Raw genomic sequence first — 17298 nt, 5'->3', positions numbered from 1 at the left:
TCAGTCCTCATCGCGCGGTTTGGCAAACCCGGAGAGCATCTCGATGAGGTGAGCGACCTCGCCTGCGAACGCCTCCCGCGCCGGCCCGAGATACTTCCGGGAGTCGACGAGGTCGGTCTGCGCGGCGAGGGCCGCCCGCACCGAGGCGGTGAAGACTTTGTTCAGGTGCGTGGAGATGTTGATCTTGCGCATTCCGGCGGCGACGGCCCGAGAGATCTCGTGCTCGGCGACGCCGGATGAGCCGTGCAGCACCAGCGGCACCGACAGAACCTCATCCAAACGTCTGATGAGGTCGAGGTCGAGTGTGCTGGTGCGCTCGACCATCGCGTGGGAGCTGCCCACTGCGACGGCCAGGGCGTCGACGCCGGTGTCGGCGACGAAGCCGACCGCCTCCGAGGGGTTCGTACGCACACCGGGGGCGTGTGCTCCGTCCTTCCCGCCGATCTCGCCGAGCTCGGCTTCGACTCCGACTCCGTGAGCATGGGCCCGGCGGACCACCTCGGCGGTGGTCTCACGGTTCGCTGCGAAATCGAGGTGGGCACCGTCGTACATCACGGAGTCGAAACCGAGGTCGATCGCCTCGGTGACGAGTCCGAGCTCGGTCGCGTGGTCGAGGTGGACGGCGATCGGCACGTGCGCGGCCTCGGCGACGGCGATCGTGGCGCGCGCGATGGGCGCGAGCCCACCGTGGTATTTCACGCAGTTCTGGGAGATCTGCATGATCGCGGGGCTGCCTGCCTGCTCGGCACCGGCGGCGATGGCCTCCGCCGATTCCAGATGGATGACGTTGAAGGCTCCTACCGCTCCGGGCGCGGCGGCTCGCAGCAGATCGAGCGTCGTCTCTCTCGTCATATTCTCACTCTCGTCGTGTGGTGGGGGACGTCTCCGCGGGAAATGGTCGGTCGAGCGGCTCGAGGATGATGCCCTCACGCAGGTCGCGCCAGTCCGTGTGGATCTGCCCGGCCTGGGGCATGAGCACAGCCGAGGCCGAGAGCGCGACCGCGTCCGTGAGCAGAGCCCGAACACCGTCGCTGCTCGGCAGACCCGCATCGCGCGGCGCGTGGCACGCGGCCGTCACCTGTCCTGTCCTGGTCTCACCGTCTGCGCGCTCGTCCGCTTCGGCCAGCCATCGGGCCAGCGCGGCCACCGAGGCGTCTCCGGCTCCGGTCGGGTTGCCGCGCAGCGGGCGGCCCGGACGCGCGCGCATGCGCGGCCCGGATCTGTCGGTGAGGACCATGCCCTCGCTGCCGCAGGAGACGAGGACGGAGCCCGCTCCGGCCTCGATGAGCAGGCGAACGCCCGCGTCGACGACGGCGGGCTCGTCGTCACGGATCTCATCGGTGACGAGCTCCGCCAGCTCCTCGCGGTTGGGTTTGACCCAGTCGGCACCGGCGCGTGCGGCGGTGAGCAGGGCCGGGCCCGAGGTGTCGACGATGACGCGGACCTCGCAGAGGTGGGCTGCGGAGACGACACGATCGTAGAAGCCCGCAGGCAGGTCGCTCGGCGTCGAGCCGGAGATGACTAGGACTCCGACGTTCGGTTCCGCCAGGCGGCGGAGGATGCTCGCTTCGAGTTCCGCCCAGACCTCGGCGGGGTGCGCGCGGGCGCGTTCGTTGAGCACTGTGGCTCGGCCGGAGCCCTCGACGACGGCATAGCTGCGTCGCAGGCGGGACGGGGTGGCAGTGAGGTCCCAGATCTGCCCGGCGTCCGAGCCGTCGGGGCTGCCGGAGACCCCGTCGCCATCCGGCCATTCCTCGGGCGCGACCGGTCCGAGCACATACACCGGCCGGCCGATCTCGGTGAGGACGCGGGCGACATTGATCCCCTTCCCGCCGAGGCGCCCGACCGCGGGCGGGACTCGATGCGAGGTGCCCGGCTCGAGGACGTCGGAGGTGATCGTGAGGTCGAGTGCCGGGCTGAGCGTGACCGTCATGATGCCAGGAGCAGCGGTGTTCATCCCCGCCCCCTCGTCAGCAGGCCGGCGCCGATGAGCCCGGCCACGGGTCCGAGCGCGGCTCGCCGGATGCTCGGCACGCGGTGGAAGTCCAGGCGGCGGCGCATCGCGGTGTCGACACCGCGGATGAGCTCATCGGCGCCGCTGAGTCCGCCGCCGAACACGATCGTCTCCGGGGCAGTGACGGCGACGAGCTGCGCGCAGACGGCGCCGAGGGCGTCGACGGCTTCGGCGAAGACTTCCCGAGCGACCGGGTCATCGGCATGGACGGCGTCGAGGACGTCGAGCGATCCCGCCACGGCCGTGCCGCTGCGGGCTGCGTAGCGCTTGGCAATCGCGGCGGCCGAGGCGATGTGCTCGACGGGTCCGCGGAAGAGACCGTCGGCGGTGTCCACGGCGACTTCGGTGAAGCCGATCTCTCCGGCATAGCCTCCGGCAGAGATGAGTCGGCCCTCCGCTCGGATGGCGGCGGCGACCCCTGTGCCGATGGTGACCATCATCGCATCGTCGGGCATCGCCTCGGCGAATTCGAATTCCGCCAGGCCGGCTGAGCGCACATCGTGCGCCAGCGCGATCTCAAGGCCGAGCCGCTCGGCGAGCAGAGAGCGGAAGGGCACGTCCCGCCACCCGAGATTGGCGGAGTAGATGCCGGCCCCGCTGTCCTCGTCGACGATTCCGGGGATGACGACGGCGGCCGCGTCGATCTCATGGTCGCCGTGCTCGGCCGCGAATTCATCGCGGATGTCGCTGACCAGTTCGACGATCTCCGTCCCGGAACCGCTGTCGCATTCGGGCGTCGGCATGGTGACCGCGTCGACGAGCTCTCCGCTCGAGGCGAACAGTGCGGCCTTGAGGCCGGTGCCTCCGACGTCGACTGCGAGTGCGCTCGGTCCCCGACCGAGGTTCAGCCCCTCGGCCACCCGAAGGATCTCCGCCCGCGTGGTCATCCGCCGAGCACGACCGATCGGGACAGAGACCGCGGATTGTCGGGATCGACTCCGGCCCGGCGAGCCCGGAGCAGAGCGAGCACATGGAGGCGGACGAGATCGGCCAGAGGATCGCGGTCGGCATATTCGAATCGCGCTCCTGTGGCTTCGACCTGCTCCCGCAGTCCTGCCGGCGGCTCACCGAACTGCCAGCTGACGCGTCCGGGAGCGGCGATGGCGATGGGGCCGTGGCGGTATTCCATCGAGGAGTAGGACTCGGTCCATGCCTGGGCGGATTCTCGCAGCTTCAGCGCGGCCTCGTTGGCCAGCCCCCAGGTCCACCCCATGCCGAGGAAGCTGAACTGCTCCGCGCTCAGCAGAGTCTCATCGATGACGGCTGGGTCGACCTCGGCGAAATCCGCGGCGACCCCTTCGAGCACGGACCTCGCCTCGGACGCGGCCTCAGCAAGCTCCTCGGTCTGATCGAGCCAGGCACGCAGGGCGACGATCGACGATGTGCCGAAGCGCGTCTGGACGACCGACCGCTCATCGGCGAAGCCGAGATCGACGACGTGGGTGGAACGCTGTCCGATCGGTGAGTCTTCGACCCCGAGGATCGAGGTCACAGGCACCCGGTCGCGCAGACCGTCGAGGGCCGCGACCACCTCGGTGGTGGTGCCGGATCGCGAGATCGTGATCACGCGGTCGTAGCTGCGCGCGGCAGGGAACTCGCTTGCGGTGAAGGCATCGGTCTCCCCCTTGCCCAGCGATTCGCGCAGCGAGGCGAAGACCTGCGCGCCGAACCATGATGTCCCGCAGCCGATGACGGCGATGCGCTCACCGTCCGCAGGCCTCGCAGAGGAGGAAGCGGCAAGGTCGGCTGCTTGATCCCACATCTCGGGCTGGCTGCGCAGCTCCTCTTCCATGAACACGCCAAGTTTCGACATCGATCATCTTTCTGCTCGGTTTCACGATGATTCGACCATCATGGTGTCATATTTTTCCCTTGACAGATAGTAACCCTGTCCGGTTTTATGTGACGAGCACCATATTCACGCATTCTGTCTTGATGGAAGAAGGAGCAGCCGCATGGCTTTCCTCACAGATCTCAGACGAGCGCCTCGTCTCGTCACGATCGTCGCTGTCGCCGCGGTCGCGCTCGGCATCACCTACGGCTACGACATCTCGAACATCGCCGGGGCCCTGCTGTTCTTGGAAACCGATCTCGGGCTGGGCAATGCCGAACTCGGAGGACTCGCCACCGCGGTCGTCATCGGCCAGATCGCCGGAGCCCTCTGCGGCGGACCGATCTCGAACGCCATCGGGCGACGCCGGACGATGTTCGTGATCGCCGGCGGCTACATCGTCTTCTCCGTCATTTCCGGCTTCGCCCCCGGCTACGTGTCGCTGCTGGTGGCTCGTCTGCTCCTCGGCGTCTCCATCGGAATCGCCCTGGCCGTCGTCCCCGTGTTCATCGCGGAGTCTTCCCCGACGAACGTTCGCGGCGGCCTCCTCGTCGCCTACCAGGTCACCACCGTCATCGGCATCGTCGTCGGATACTTGGTGTGCTGGGCATTGGCGCTCATCGAATCCTGGAGGCTCATGCTCGGGATCGCGGCGCTGCCTGCCGCGGTCGTCTTCATCCTGCTGCTGCGGGCGCGAGAGACCCCTCACTGGCTCATGCTCAAAGGGCGGGAAGCCGAAGCCGCAGATGCGCTGCGCGCCCTCGAACCGGATCGCGACATCGACCACGAAGTCGGTCTCATCCGGACCGAGCTCGAGGCCGAGAGCGGGCATCTGGTCGACATGTTCCGGGGACATCTGCTCAAGGCCACGATGTTCGTCATCGGGCTGGGGTTCTTCATTCAGATCACCGGCATCAATGCCACGATCTACTACGCCCCCTCGATCTTCGAGTCCATGGGCTTCACCGGCTACGGCTCGCTCCTCGGGCTGCCCGCGGTCGTGCAGAGCTTCGCTCTCATCGCGGTCATCGTCTCGATGTTCATCGTCGACCGCCTCGGGCGCAGACCCGTTCTGCTCACCGGAATCGGGATAATGATCGTCTCGACGCTCGTGCTCGTGCTCGTCTTCAGCTTCGGCGGCGAGGCAGGAAGCACTTCTTGGGGAACGGTCGCCGGTGTCATCGGGATCATTGCATTCACAATGGGCTACACATTCGGCTTCGGGTCCCTCGTCTGGGTCTACGCGGGCGAGACGTTCCCCGCGAAGTACCGGGCTCTAGGAGCATCGCTCATGCTCACCTCGGACCTCGTCGCCAACGCGATCGTCGCGCAGTTCTTCCCTGGCCTGCTCGACCTCATCGGCGGCGCGGGCGTGTTCATCGTCTTCGGAGTGCTCTCGCTGCTCGCCTTCCTCTTCGTCTTCCGCTTCGCGCCGGAGACGAAGGGCAGGGACCTCACGGAGATCTCGGCCTATTGGGCCAACGGAGCGAAGTGGTCGAGCCCGCAACGCTGAGCGGCAGCACTCCCCTCCCCCTCGGCCGGCACTCCCCGAGGACGTCGCACCCTCGCCCGGCCTCCCCGAGGACGCCGCACCCTCACCCGGCCTCCCCGAGCACTCCCCGGCCTCTCGCCCGGCCTCCCCGCGAGGGCGAGCCGGCTCGGCTCACCCCAGTGTGCGGGCCCGATTCGCATCGATGCCGAGCACGTGCGTGTCGAGGAAGGCGAGCACGGTGCGGTACCAGACTTCGGCATTGCCGCGGCCGAGTATCCAGTGTCCTTCGTCCGGGAAATAGAGGAAACGATGCTGAGTGTCGCCGTCGGCGTCGAGCGGGGTCTTCGCCTGGGTGAGCAGATCGAACCACAGCTCCTGTCCCTGCCCGATCGGCACCCGGTAGTCCTTGTCCCCGTGGATGACGAGCACGGGGACCTCGATCTCGGCGGCGAAGAGGTGCGGAGAATAGTCCGTCGACTGCTCGCGCATCGCCGCATCCCACGAGGCGTTGTCCGTGGTCCGACCCATCGAGGTGGTGTTCCACAGGGAGGCATGGGTGACGATGCATTTGAATGTGCTGCCCGTGTGCCCGGCGACCCAGTTGGCCATATAGCCGCCGTAAGAGCCGCCGGCCAGAGCGATATGCTCCTCGTCGATGTCCGCACGTGAGCCCGCGGCCTCGGTCAGCGACATGATGTCGGTGAAAGGAGTGCCGCCGAGCTGCTGCTGACCACGGTCGATCATCGCCTGCCCATAGCCGGTGGAGATCGCCGGGTCCGGCAGCAGGACCGCATAGCCGGCGGCGGCGAAGGGGCCGGGATTCCATCGATAGGTCCAGGCGTTCCACGATCCCCACGGACCGCCATGGGCGAAGACGACGAGCGGATGCGGCCCCTCCCCGTCGGGCACGACCAGCCACGCACGGATCAGGGTGCCGTCCTCGGCGCGGGCCTCCACCTCGGTCAGCGTGCCCTCCTCGTCGAGGACGGTCGCCGGGTTCGCGAGCTCGCTGATGATGCCGGAGCCGAGGTCGATCGAGATCGGCAGGGGCGCGACATCGATCGCCGAGGCGGTCGCGACGACCGTGTCCCCGCGCAGCGCGAGGCCCGAGAACGTATACTTCTGCCCCTCTCCACCGACGAGGCGCCGAGGCTGAGCATCGTCGAGGCTGCCGACGAAGACACTGCCGCGCCCGTGATCATCGGTGCTGGCCACGATCGTCGAATCATCGACCCAGATCGGTGAGAACCAGAAGTCGGCCTCGGGCCAGACCGGCTCCAGAGCCGCCGTTCCGAGGTCGAGGACCATGAGTTCGACGGCGAGGTTGGCCTGCGGAGTCCAGAACTGCTCGCGGCTGACAAGAGCCTTGGTCCCATCCGGGCTGATGGCCTCGATGCTGAAGCCGTGGTCTGCGGCCGGTTTCGTCAGACGCCGCAGTTCGGGCTCCCCGTCGAGGTCGATGCGCCAGATCTCGCTGGCCTCGAGCTGGCCGGGTATCGGCTTCTCGAGCTGCACGAGAACGAACCGTGCCTCGTCGTCGACAGCCCAGTCGACGAGCCGACCCGAGGGCAGGGACAGGTACCGGAAGTCAAGACCGGCCGGGCGGCTGAGCTCGTCGGAGACCTCGGGGAAATCGTCGACATCCTCGTTCAGCTTCGCCACGGCCAGGGTCTGCTCGCCCGGGCCCAGGTCATGGTCCCACCGGCGGATGGGGAAACCCGTGTGGAGGATGCCGCTGACCTTCGCTTCGCTGCGTTCGGCGCTGAATTCCTGATGGTCGTTCTCGTCCGCGGCCCATGTGTGGACGGGGAATTCGACGACGAGGGTCTCGCCCTTGATCTCGATCCGGGAGAAGCCACCTTCATGATCGGCGAGCTTGCGGGCCTCTCCATTGTCGGGCAGGGCCCACAGGCTCGGGCTCTCGGCATCCTTGCCGTCCTCGCCCCTGCGTTTGGAAGCGAAGACGATGGTGCCGTCCTCGCTCAGTGCGACCGGGCCGACGGACTGGTCGCCGCGGGTGATGCGGCGAGGCTGCTCTCCGCTGATATCGGCGAGATGGCTCAGCGAGGCGTTGCCCTCGGAGTTGAGGAAGGAGTACTGGGCGATGACGCGGCCGGCCTGATTCGTCAGGAGGCCTTGCAGGCGGCGGGCGTCGAGAAGTCGGGTCACTGCGTCGTGGATCGTCATTGCTCCATCCTAGTTCGCAACGACGAACGTCAGGCAGATCTCGTGGGCCGTCCGGGCGACGGCCCCCGCGAGGGCCCTCATCTGAAGCTCGGCGACGGGACTCTCTGGTCGTCGATGGTCACCGTCGGCAGCATCGTCTCGAACTCGTCTGCTGTTTTCGCGTCAGCCTTCGGGGTGCGCATCTCGATTGAGAGGTTGACGAGGCGTCCGTTGAGTTTGTAGCCGGTCTGCACGCCGTACATGAGGGTGGGCTCGCTGTTGATGGCCAGGATCTCGGTCGGTCCGAGTTCCCCTTGGAAGCTCCAGTACTCTCCGGCGTCGAGGGACCCGGTCCGTTCGGAGAGCACCTGGGAATCCTGTTCGGAGAAGGTGTAGCGGCGCTTCGAATCGACGACTTCCTGCGGGCTGCCGCCGTATTCGTCGCTGCAGCTGACCAGGACCACATCGGAATCGGTGCTGTCCGTGCCGCGGGTGAAGACATGGATCCTATCCGTGCTTCCGCTGCCCTCCGTCCACCCCTCACCGACGGCGAAGCTGATCTTCACGGGGCAGGTGTCGCCGAGGTTGAGCGTCTTCCGCGACATTCCCTCAGGCACGCCCGCATCGGTGGGCTCTCCCGTGGGCTCGGGACCTGCGGTCTCCTCCAAGGAGACCCGCACCGGACCGGCGTCCTTGTCCTCGGTGCGGATCTGCAGGACCGAGCAGCCGCTGACGACGACACTCAGGGCGAGCGCTCCGGCGGCTGCAGTGATCCGGGATCTCGCTGAGGACTTCGCTGACGTCGAGGACTCGGTCGGGATCACCGCCGATCACCCTGATCGTGCCGGTGCGGGTACCCCGCTTCCGGCCCGTGCGGAAGATTCGGCCGAACCTGCGGGTGGGGCGGCTGCGGGCCGCTGTTCGGCTGCCCGAAAGTCTGCGGGCCCGGCTGACTGCCTGCCGGCGGCTGCCCGGAATACTGCTGCCCGGAGTTCTGCGGGCCCGGTTGGGTACCGGCCGGCGGCTGCCCATGAGCCGGGTTTGCTCCGTCCGGTCGGGCCATCGGCGGTTTGAACTGTGAGTGCTGTCCGGAATCCGGCGGCAGCCCGCCGGCGACGGACTCACCCGTGGTCCGGTTGACGAGAGCGCCGTCGATGCGTTCGAGACGTCGCTTCGAGGTCCGCCGCGGGGTGCCGAGGATGCGTCCCTGCAGCTCGGCCTCGTTCGGCTGACGCGGCGGAAGGAACCCGGGGCCCTGCCCCGAATCCGCCTGCTGCGTCGGCTGCACGGGCCGCGAGCCTGCGACGACCCGATCCATGTGATCGGACATCTGCGGAACGGTCACGGGCGCGGCGTCGGCGAGCACCGGCAGGACCATGCGCACCGAGGTGCCCACGCCCTCCTGGCTGAACAGCTGCACGGAGCCGCCGTGGCGGGTGACGATGGCGCGCACGAGCGACAGGCCCATGCCGGAGCCGGCGACCGCGCGCACCCGGGAGCCGCGGGAGAGCTCGTCCCACACGGTCTCCTGCTCGGCCAGCGGAATGCCGCTGCCGGTGTCGGCGACCTCGACGACGACCCAGCGGTGGCCGTCGATGATCTGCTCATTGGCCCGCAGTTCGACGACCTCGCCCTGCGAGGAGTATTTGAGCGCATTGCCGAGCAGGTTGAGGATCGCGGTGAGCAGCAGGTCCTCTTCGCCGGCGACATCGGGCAGCCGCCACGGAGCCCGGGCGACGGTGGCCACGATCATCCGGTCCTCGGCGCCGGGCGCAGTCGAGGCGTCCTCGACGGCCTGGTGGATGAGCGCATCGAGGTCGACGCGCACGTATTCGATGATGCGAGTCTCGACATCGGCGAGTCTGCGCAGATCCGCAAGCAGGCGGGCAACTCGCCGGGACGACACGTCGACCTGTTTGGCCGCAGGCTCCACCTCGGACAGCGTGCCGCCGTCACGGACGACCTCGCGGATGCTCGCCGCCGAGGTGCGCAGGGCCGTGAGCGGGTTCTTCAGCTCATGATCGAGTCGGATGAGCATCCGGTTGCGCTTGGTCAGCGAGTCCTCGGCCGCGGCCGTCTCGACGGACTCCCGCAGTTCGGTCTCGCGCTTCTTCAGGTGCCTCCACCCGAACCACGCGCCGACTGCGAGTCCGCCGAGCACGAGGACGAGGAGGAGCAGAAACAGCCAGACCTGGACTTCGATGACAAGGAAGTTCGTCATACGCGCCTCTGCCCGTCCTCACCGCGGACCTCTCCGACGAAGCGGTAGCCGCGCCCCTGCACAGTGGCGATCCACCTCGGTTCGGCGGCGTCTTCGCCGAGCACCCGGCGCAGCTCGGCGACGCGGGAATCGACAGCGCGGGTGCCCACGGCCTCTTCGAAGCCCCACAGCACCTCGAGCAGACGGGAGCGCTCGATGAGCTCGTCCTTGTGCACCATCAGGTACTCGAGCAGGGTGAAGCCCTTCGGGGTGACGACGAGTTCGCGCTGGCCGAGCCATGCCCGCCGTCCGACCCGGTCCACGCGCAGGCCGAAGCTCGACACGAGAACGGGAGCCGTGGCCAGGGGCGGGCCGTCGTTGCGGGTGCGGCGCAGCACGGCACGGATCCGAGCGACGAGTTCGTGCGGGTCGAAGGGTTTGTTGAGGTAGTCGTCGGCGCCCTCTTCCAGCGCCATGGCCCTCTCGACTCCCTCTCCGACCTGCGTGAGCAGCAGCACCGGCACCCAGTTCTCCTCCTGCCGCAGTCGGCGCAGGACCTGCCGTCCGTCGGCTCCGGGCATGAGCACGTCGAGGACGCAGACATCGGGTTTGTGCCGGTGGATCTCGTCGAGCGCCAGCAGTCCGTCGCTGGCGGGCAGCACCCGGAATCCGGAGCGTTCGAGGAAGGGCACCACTGCCCCCAGCACGTCCGGTTCGTCATCGGCGACCAGGACGAGCGGTTGGGCCTCATTGTGGTTGTCAGCCGTCATGGTGGTCAGTTCCGATTCCTCTCTGGCGTTCCCAGGCAAGTTCTCTGGCCTCGGCACGGTCGACCGCCTCGGCGAGTTCGTCTCGATACAGCATAGAACGACGCAGGTGCTTCGTGCGATAACCCGCGCGACCGACCATATGCGTGGCGACGGGGATCGTGACCAGCTGGAAGGAGATGATGATCGCCAGAGTCGACACCGTGGCCCAGGTCGGGAACTGGATGGCGATCGCGACGGCGACGAGGATCAGGCCGAGGACCTGGGGTTTCGCACTCGCGTGCATCCGGGACAGCAGATCGCCGAAGCGGACGAGACCGACCGCCGCGGCCAGCGACAGGAGCGCGCCGAGGAAGATGAGCACGGCGGAGATGATGTCAAGGACCATTGCTCTCCCCTCTCTTCGCCGAGGTTCCCGACCCCTGGTCCTCGGCATCGTCAGGGCCCGGATCGGGGCCGGTGCCCAGGCCCTCCCCCTCCGCGTCGGCGTGCGGGTCGAAGGTCGGGTCCTCGATCTCGGTCACCTCGTCGACCTCGGAGTATGCCGGGGAGCCGGAGGCGGCCTCGGCAGTCGCCTTCCCCTGGCCGTCCCGGGGCATGTGCCAGTCCGAGTTGGAGAAGTCGCTGAGCGCTCCCGCCTCGGCGCCGGGCGTCATCGAATCGGACTTCGAGACGTACCGGGACACGCTCACGGACCCGACGAAGCCGAGCATCGCGAGGACGATGAGCACGGGCAGCAGATCGGTGCGGTCGGACAGGGCCATATAGCCGCCGAGTCCGCACATGATCGACGCGAGCACCACATCGGTGCCGATCATGCGGTCGAGGATCGAAGGCCCGCGGACGATCCGGTAGAGCGCGATGATCACCGAAGCGGCCAGGAGCACCGAACCGGCGACGATGAGGACGTCGATGACGATCTGGTTCATGCGCGTCCTCCCGGCGTCTCGCTCAGGGGATCGGGACGGGAGCGCAGCGCGGCGAGGTCACGGTGCGAACCGAGCGTGCGGATGAGCAGCTCTTCGATGTGGTAGACCTGCGCCTTGGCCCGGCGCACCTTCTCCTCGGAGTCGCAGTCGAGGAAGTGCAGGTAGAGGATGCCCATCGCACGATCGCTGTCGATGATGATCGAGCCGGGGATGAGACTGGCGGTGTCGGCGATGAGCGTGAGCACGAGGTCCGAGCTCGTGCGCAGATCGCAGGCGACGACCGAACCGGCGCCGACGGCGCGCCTGCGGAAGGCGTACCAGGCGACCTCGACGGATGCACGGAGGACCGAGTAGAGGAACCACAGGCCGTAGACCATCGCATGCCAGACGTTGAAGCGGCCCGAGAGCACGACCGGCGGCAGGTAGAAGACACGGGTGACGAGGAAGGCGATGACGATGCCGGAGACGACGGAGACCACGGTCACCGAGTCCCACAGCATCAGCCACAGCAGGACGAGAGAGACGACCAGCACGAGCTGCTGGACGAGGCCTCTGCCCCGCGTCATCCGCGCACGGTTCGCACTCATCCGTCCTCACCTCCGAGCACGTTGGTGACGTAGTCGACCGGAGTCTGCAGATTCACGGCGGCCCGATCCGCCATCCCCCACAGGGGCTCTGCCGCGAGCGTGAGCACGAGGGAGGCGGCGACGACCACCGAGGTGGCCACCACCATAGCAGGGGGCACCCCGATCTGAGAGGTCCACTTCCGCCCGGCCAACAGCGTCTTCTTGCGGTCGGCGAACTCGTCGACGAGGTCCGCATTGGGCTCCTCGACATCGGCCGGGTCGCGCCAGAATGCGAGGTTGAATGTACGGCCGATGACGTAGAGCGTGAGCAGACTCGTCACGGTGCCCGCGACGATGAGGACGGTGGGCAGCCAGGCACGGTCATCGAACCCGGCGAGGAAGAGCGCGACCTTGCCGATGAACCCGGAGAACGGCGGGATGCCCGAGAGGTTGAGGGCCGGGATGAAGAAGATGATCGTGAGCACGGGCGAGAGCACCATCAGTCCGCCCAGCGACCGCGTCGAGGTGGAGCCGCCGCGCATCTCCACGAGACCGATGGCCAGGAACAGCGCCGTCTGGACGATGATGTGGTGGACCGTGTAGTAGATCGCCGCGGACAGCCCGACGCTCGTGCCCAAGGCGACGCCGAAGAGCATGTAGCCGATATGGGAGACCAGGGTGAAGGACACGATCCTCTTGATCTCCGACTGTGCGATCGCGCCGAGGATGCCCACGAGCATGGTCAGACCGGCGGCGATGAGCAGGGGCACGCGGAGCGAAGAATCGGCGAACAGCAGCGTCTCCGTGCGGATGATCGCGTAGATGCCGACCTTCGTCAGCAGTCCCGCGAACACCGCGGTGACCGGGGCCGGGGCCGTCGGGTAGGAGTCGGGCAGCCAGAACGAGAGCGGGAAGATCGCAGCCTTGATGCCGAATCCGAGCAGGAGCATCACGTGGAGGATCATCTGCACATCGGACGGCAGAGCGCTCAGCCGCTCCGACAGCTGCGCCATGTTCACCGTGCCGGTCGCGGCATAGATGATGCCGATCGCGGCGAGGAAGATGACCGAGGACACGAGCGAGATGATCACGTAGGTGACTCCCGCTCGGATCCGCTCGGCTGTGGCACCGAGAGTGAGCAGCACATAGGAGGCGACGAGGAACATCTCGAAGCCGACGTAGAGGTTGAACAGGTCCCCGGCGAGGAAGGAGTTCGCGATGCCCGCGCACAGCACCAGATAGCTGGGGTTGAACACGGAGACCGGGGTCTCGTTCGAGTCGTCGTTGGCGTCCTGGCTCAGCGCGTAGACGAGCACGCACAGGGTCACCAGTGCGGAGACGATGAGCATGAGGGCCGAGAGCCTGTCGGCCACGAGCACGATGCCCGCCGGCGGCTGCCAGCCGCCGATGGCGACCACCTGCGGCCCGTGCGCGTCGGTGCCGACGAGGATGAACGTGGCGATGACCATGACGGCGCAGAGGATGGCGATCGAGACGATGTTCTGGGCCCGCGTGTGCTTCGACAGGATCAGCGCGATGCCGGCGCCGATGAGCGGCAGGAGCACGGGCAGCGGAACGAGGACGGGCAGGAGATCGATCATGACCGGTCTCCCCTCTCGGGCAGGTCATCGGACTCCTCGTCCGGCTGCTTCGCCTCCTGCGCCGATTCGGCCGCCTGGGCCTCGTCGGCGGAGTGCGCACGCGTCTGTGAGTTCGCGGCCGCCTCGGCGATGTCATCGGCCTCGTTCGGGGTGGAGGCGTCGTCGATCTCCTCGGCGATCTCGTCCCTCTCATCGGGCGTGCCGTCATCGTCGAGGTCCACGGCACCGGTGATCGGGGATTCGGCCTCGTCACCGAACTCGGTGTCGTCGTAGTCCGTGCTCGCCTCCGCCTCGGAGTCGATGACCTTCGTGATCGCGACCTGGAGGTCGGTGTCGTCGTCCTGCAGCGAATCGGCGCGCATGAGCCTCCAGGAGCGGTAGATCATCGCCAGCAGGAACGCGGTCACGGCGAAGGTGATGACGATGGCCGTGAGGATGAGCGCCTGCGGCAGCGGATCGGACATGCCCGCTGTCGAGAGGTTCTTCCCGTCGGTCAGGGGCGGGGCTCCGCGGCCGGCGGTGAGGATGATGAGCAGGTTGACGCCGTTGCCGAGCAGGATGAATCCGAGCAGAACGCGGGTCAGCGAGCGTTCGAGCATGAGGTAGATGCCCGAGGCGAAGAGGACGCCCATGGCCAGGACCATGACGAAGGGCATGCTCATAGGCGGCCCCCTTCCGCACCGTTGTCGACGTCGAGCTCGTTGACCCGATCCATGATCTCGGACACGGCACGGTGTTCGGCGGTGGCGCCCATGTTCTCGGAGAAGTTGAAGTTGTCGTGGATGCGGTCGGCCAGCATCATCTCGTCGCGCTCCTGATGCAGGTCGACCTCGGCGCCCAGCGAGCGGAGGATGTCGAGCATCAGACCGATGACGATGAGGTAGACGCCGATGTCGAAGAACGTCGAGGTGCCGAAGGACAGATGCCCCAGCAGCGGCACATCGCCCTCGAGGTAGACGGAGTCGAAGACGGTCTCACCCCACACCCAGCCGCCGATGACGGTGCCGATGGCGGTGACGAGGCCGGTGCCGAGCATCGCCGAGGGAGTGAAGGGGGCCGCCTCGGCGAGTTCGTACTTGCCGCCGGCCAGATAGCGCACGACGAGAGCGAGCCCGGCGACGAGGCCGCCGGAGAAGCCGCCGCCGGGATCGTTGTGGCCTGCGAAGAGGAGGTAGACGGAGAAGACGAGGACGGCGTGGAAGATCAGGCGCGCGGTCACCTCGAGGATGATGGAGCGGTTGCGCGGGGCCAGGGTCCGACCGGCGATGAGCCAGGACACGCGCTTCTGCGACAGGCCCTCGCGACCCGGATGGTGGATGTCGGAGACCTCTTCGGATACGGGCTGGAAGCGGACCCGGCCGGCCGCCTCGGTGCCGTCTCTCTTCCTCTCGAAACGGTGGAGGTAGCCTTCGCGTCCGCGGACGAAGATGAGCCCGGCGACACCCGTGCCTGCGGCCACGAGCACGGAGATCTCGCCCATGGTGTCCCAGGCGCGGATGTCGACGAGGGTGACGTTGACGATGTTGCGGCCGTGCCCGATCTCGTAGGCGAGCTGGCCGAAGTCCGTCGAGATCGGATCGGCCACGCGCACTCCCGCGGCGATGAGGACCACGAGCATCACCGTGATGCCCACGGCACCGCCGATGATCGCGCGCCAGGCCGGGGTGAAGCGGCCGGTGGACTCACCGATGCGTGCCGGCAGGCGACGGAGGACGAGGACGAAGACGACGATCGTGATGGTCTCGACCAGCACCTGGGTCAGGGCCAGGTCCGGTGCGCCGACGAAGGCGAAGTAGGCGACCATCGCATAGCCGGAGATGCCGGTGACGACGACGGCAGTGAAGCGCTTCTTCGCCCTGGTCGCCGCGATCGCGACGACTATGAGGACGGAGGCGACGATGAGGTCGAGAGGGGTGTCGGCCAGGCGGAACTCGATGTTCCAGGTGTCGTTGACGATGACGGCCAGCCCGATTCCCGCGACGAGGACGAGGTAGACCACTCCCTGGTAGAACGGCAGCGAACCGCGCTGGGTGCGTGCGGTGACCCACAGGGCCAGCGCCTCCATCCAGCCGATCATCTTCCGGTAGAGCTCGTGGAAGTCGATTCCCGACGGCAGCGTCGTCTGCACCATCGCGAACGGACGGCGGAGGACGAAGAGCGTGGCACCCGCGGCGATGGTCACGGCCGAGTAGGCGAGCGCCGGTTCGAGGCCGTGCCACAGCGCGAGATGGTAGTGTCCGTCCCCGGCCGCCACGACCGGCAGCGCGGAGGTCCAGGCGGAGAAGTAGCCGTCGAGGAGACCGGCCCCCGGGCCCAGCGCCAGGGTGAGCGCGGTGAGGATGATCGGGGAGATCACGAGAGTGAGCTTCTCGTCGCGGCGGGCGATGTCGTCGACGCCGGGCTTGGACGAGAAGGCGCCCCAGACGAACCGGGCCGAATATGCGACGGTGAGGATCGAGCCGATCATGATGCCGATGAACCCGATGACCGAGGTCTTGTCCGGAGACGCCAGCAGGGTCGAGTACGCGGCCTCCTTCGCTGCGAAGCCGAGCAGCGGGGGCACCCCGGCCATCGAGGCGGCCGCGACCGTCGCGCACACGGCCACGACGGGGAAGGCCCTCCAGCCGCCGGAGAGCTTCGTCAGGTCACGGGTGCCGGCCCGGTGGTCGATGATGCCCACGCACAGGAACAGGCAGGACTTGAACAGCGCGTGGGCGATGAGCAGGCCCAGCGCCGCCTTCGTGATGTCCGGGGTGCCGAAGGAGGCCATCGTCGTGAGGAAGCCCAGCTGGGAGACCGTGCCGAAGGCCAGCAGCAGTTTGAGGTCGGTCTGCTTGAGCGCCTGCCAGCCGCCGATGAACATGGTCAGCAGACCGAGCGTGAGCAGCGTCTCCGACCAGCCGGGGATGTTGTTGTAGCCCGGTGCCAGACGCAGCACGAGGTAGATGCCGGCCTTGACCATGGCCGCGGCGTGGAGATAGGCGCTGACCGGTGTGGGGGCGGCCATGGCACCGGGCAGCCAGAAGTGGAAGGGCATGAGGGCGGACTTCGAGATCGCGCCGACGAGGATGAGGATGACCGCGGAGACGATGACCGGCCCGGTGTCCATGCCCAGCTGGGCGCGGTCGATGAGCGCCGAGATCCGCCCCGTGCCGGTGGCGGTGATGAGCAGGACCATCCCCACGAGCATGGCCAGGCCGCCGGCGGTGGTGACGATCAGCGCCTGCAGGGCCGCCTGGCGGGAGCGTCGGCGGGACTGGCTGTGGCCGATGAGCAGATACGAGAAGACGGTGGTGCCTTCCCAGAACAGATAGAGCATGAGCAGCTCGTCGGCGACGACGAGTCCGTACATCATGCCCGCGAAGGCCATGAAGATGCCGGCGAAGCGGGCCAGTCCGGGTTCGTCGGGCGGGAAGTAGCGAGCGCAGTAAACGAAGACGAGCGCCCCGATGCCGGTGACGAGCAGCGACATGATCCACGAGAGCACGTCGAGTCGGAACACGCCTTCGAGCCCGAGCGCCGGCAGCCAGTCGAGCGTCTCGACCAAGGGCCGCGGGTCCGGTCCGAAGAGATCGGGGATCGTCGACAGGCTGAAGAGCAGTCCGGTCAGGGGGACGAGGGCTAGGTAGAAGAAGCCGCTGCGGCCGAGGAGGCGAACCAGGGGGTAGGCGATGACAGACGCGCCGAAGAAGGCACCTGTCATGGCTATCACCAGCAGCCACCTCCATCATA

Annotated in this window: 15 protein-coding genes; 1 reads left to right on the top strand and 14 read right to left on the bottom strand. The window is 67.6% G+C overall.

The features are described from left to right. The 4 genes from IHE57_RS01470 to IHE57_RS01455 are packed head-to-tail and all read right to left on the bottom strand — an operon-like array spanning position 1 to position 3827. A complete protein-coding gene (locus IHE57_RS01470; RefSeq protein WP_209370281.1) occupies positions 1-852 on the bottom strand; it encodes a class II fructose-bisphosphate aldolase in 852 nt (283 codons plus the stop codon). Between the two features lie 4 nt (positions 853-856). Beyond that, positions 857-1957 carry a 1-phosphofructokinase family hexose kinase gene (locus IHE57_RS01465; protein WP_209370280.1) on the bottom strand — a complete coding sequence of 367 codons (1101 nt, stop codon included), beginning with the start codon at positions 1955-1957 and terminating at the stop codon, positions 857-859. Next, entirely contained in the window at positions 1954-2874 is a 921-nt protein-coding gene (locus IHE57_RS01460; RefSeq protein WP_366933821.1) for an ROK family protein, read from the bottom strand. Before IHE57_RS01460 ends, IHE57_RS01465 begins: the two co-directional genes overlap by 4 nt. 23 nt (positions 2875-2897) lie before the next feature. Beyond that, a complete protein-coding gene (locus IHE57_RS01455; RefSeq protein ID WP_209370278.1) occupies positions 2898-3827 on the bottom strand; it encodes an SIS domain-containing protein in 930 nt (309 codons plus the stop codon). A gap of 142 nt (positions 3828-3969) precedes the next feature. On the opposite strand from IHE57_RS01455, the gene IHE57_RS01450 reads away from it, so the two are divergent. Beyond that, positions 3970-5358 (top strand): sugar porter family MFS transporter, encoded by a 1389-nt coding sequence (locus IHE57_RS01450; protein WP_209370277.1) that lies wholly within the window; start codon positions 3970-3972, stop codon positions 5356-5358. Positions 5359-5508: 150 nt separating this feature from the next. Here the strand turns inward: IHE57_RS01450 and IHE57_RS01445 are convergent, their stop codons facing one another. The 10 genes from IHE57_RS01445 to IHE57_RS01400 form a co-directional block, all read right to left on the bottom strand. Further along, entirely contained in the window at positions 5509-7524 is a 2016-nt protein-coding gene (locus tag IHE57_RS01445) for a S9 family peptidase (protein ID WP_209370276.1), read from the bottom strand. Between the two features lie 77 nt (positions 7525-7601). After that, positions 7602-8327: a hypothetical protein gene (locus tag IHE57_RS01440; protein ID WP_366933820.1), complete on the bottom strand. Its 726-nt coding sequence runs from the start codon at positions 8325-8327 to the stop codon at positions 7602-7604. After that, positions 8324-9724, bottom strand: a complete 1401-nt coding sequence (locus IHE57_RS01435) for a sensor histidine kinase (protein WP_209370275.1) — start codon at positions 9722-9724, stop codon at positions 8324-8326. Before IHE57_RS01435 ends, IHE57_RS01440 begins: the two co-directional genes overlap by 4 nt. After that, positions 9721-10473 carry a response regulator transcription factor gene (locus tag IHE57_RS01430; RefSeq protein WP_209324278.1) on the bottom strand — a complete coding sequence of 251 codons (753 nt, stop codon included), beginning with the start codon at positions 10471-10473 and terminating at the stop codon, positions 9721-9723. The genes IHE57_RS01435 and IHE57_RS01430 overlap by 4 nt, the downstream gene beginning before the upstream one ends. Further along, entirely contained in the window at positions 10463-10858 is a 396-nt protein-coding gene (gene mnhG, locus IHE57_RS01425; RefSeq protein ID WP_209370273.1) for a monovalent cation/H(+) antiporter subunit G, read from the bottom strand. Before mnhG ends, IHE57_RS01430 begins: the two co-directional genes overlap by 11 nt. Then, on the bottom strand, positions 10848-11399 hold the full coding sequence (locus tag IHE57_RS01420; RefSeq protein WP_209370272.1) for an MrpF/PhaF family protein: 552 nt from the start codon (positions 11397-11399) through the stop codon (positions 10848-10850). Before IHE57_RS01420 ends, mnhG begins: the two co-directional genes overlap by 11 nt. Continuing rightward, complete coding sequence (locus tag IHE57_RS01415; RefSeq protein WP_209370271.1) at positions 11396-11986, bottom strand: Na+/H+ antiporter subunit E; 591 nt, start codon at positions 11984-11986, stop codon at positions 11396-11398. The genes IHE57_RS01420 and IHE57_RS01415 overlap by 4 nt, the downstream gene beginning before the upstream one ends. Further along, positions 11983-13566 (bottom strand): Na+/H+ antiporter subunit D, encoded by a 1584-nt coding sequence (locus IHE57_RS01410; RefSeq protein ID WP_209370270.1) that lies wholly within the window; start codon positions 13564-13566, stop codon positions 11983-11985. Before IHE57_RS01410 ends, IHE57_RS01415 begins: the two co-directional genes overlap by 4 nt. Further along, entirely contained in the window at positions 13563-14228 is a 666-nt protein-coding gene (locus IHE57_RS01405; RefSeq protein ID WP_209370269.1) for a Na(+)/H(+) antiporter subunit C, read from the bottom strand. Before IHE57_RS01405 ends, IHE57_RS01410 begins: the two co-directional genes overlap by 4 nt. Then, entirely contained in the window at positions 14225-17269 is a 3045-nt protein-coding gene (locus tag IHE57_RS01400; protein WP_209370576.1) for a Na+/H+ antiporter subunit A, read from the bottom strand. Before IHE57_RS01400 ends, IHE57_RS01405 begins: the two co-directional genes overlap by 4 nt. Between the last annotated feature and the right edge of the window lie 29 nt (positions 17270-17298).

The sequence above is a fragment of the Brevibacterium renqingii genome (assembly GCF_017808105.1).
Lineage (GTDB): Bacteria > Actinomycetota > Actinomycetes > Actinomycetales > Brevibacteriaceae > Brevibacterium > Brevibacterium renqingii.
The sequence above is the reverse complement of the archived record's forward strand: the minus strand, read 5'-3'. Positions and strand labels throughout refer to the sequence as shown.

Coding starts and splice junctions, on each gene's coding strand:
- IHE57_RS01470 (WP_209370281.1), bottom strand. CDS start 852: ATGACGAGAGAGACGACGCTCGATCTGCTGCGAGCCGCCGCGCCCGGA.
- IHE57_RS01465 (WP_209370280.1), bottom strand. CDS start 1,957: ATGAACACCGCTGCTCCTGGCATCATGACGGTCACGCTCAGCCCGGCA.
- IHE57_RS01455 (WP_209370278.1), bottom strand. CDS start 3,827: ATGTCGAAACTTGGCGTGTTCATGGAAGAGGAGCTGCGCAGCCAGCCC.
- IHE57_RS01450 (WP_209370277.1), top strand. CDS start 3,970: ATGGCTTTCCTCACAGATCTCAGACGAGCGCCTCGTCTCGTCACGATC.
- IHE57_RS01445 (WP_209370276.1), bottom strand. CDS start 7,524: ATGACGATCCACGACGCAGTGACCCGACTTCTCGACGCCCGCCGCCTG.
- IHE57_RS01435 (WP_209370275.1), bottom strand. CDS start 9,724: ATGACGAACTTCCTTGTCATCGAAGTCCAGGTCTGGCTGTTTCTGCTC.
- IHE57_RS01430 (WP_209324278.1), bottom strand. CDS start 10,473: ATGACGGCTGACAACCACAATGAGGCCCAACCGCTCGTCCTGGTCGCC.
- mnhG (WP_209370273.1), bottom strand. CDS start 10,858: ATGGTCCTTGACATCATCTCCGCCGTGCTCATCTTCCTCGGCGCGCTC.
- IHE57_RS01420 (WP_209370272.1), bottom strand. CDS start 11,399: ATGAACCAGATCGTCATCGACGTCCTCATCGTCGCCGGTTCGGTGCTC.
- IHE57_RS01415 (WP_209370271.1), bottom strand. CDS start 11,986: ATGAGTGCGAACCGTGCGCGGATGACGCGGGGCAGAGGCCTCGTCCAG.
- IHE57_RS01410 (WP_209370270.1), bottom strand. CDS start 13,566: ATGATCGATCTCCTGCCCGTCCTCGTTCCGCTGCCCGTGCTCCTGCCG.
- IHE57_RS01405 (WP_209370269.1), bottom strand. CDS start 14,228: ATGAGCATGCCCTTCGTCATGGTCCTGGCCATGGGCGTCCTCTTCGCC.
- IHE57_RS01400 (WP_209370576.1), bottom strand. CDS start 17,269: ATGACAGGTGCCTTCTTCGGCGCGTCTGTCATCGCCTACCCCCTGGTT.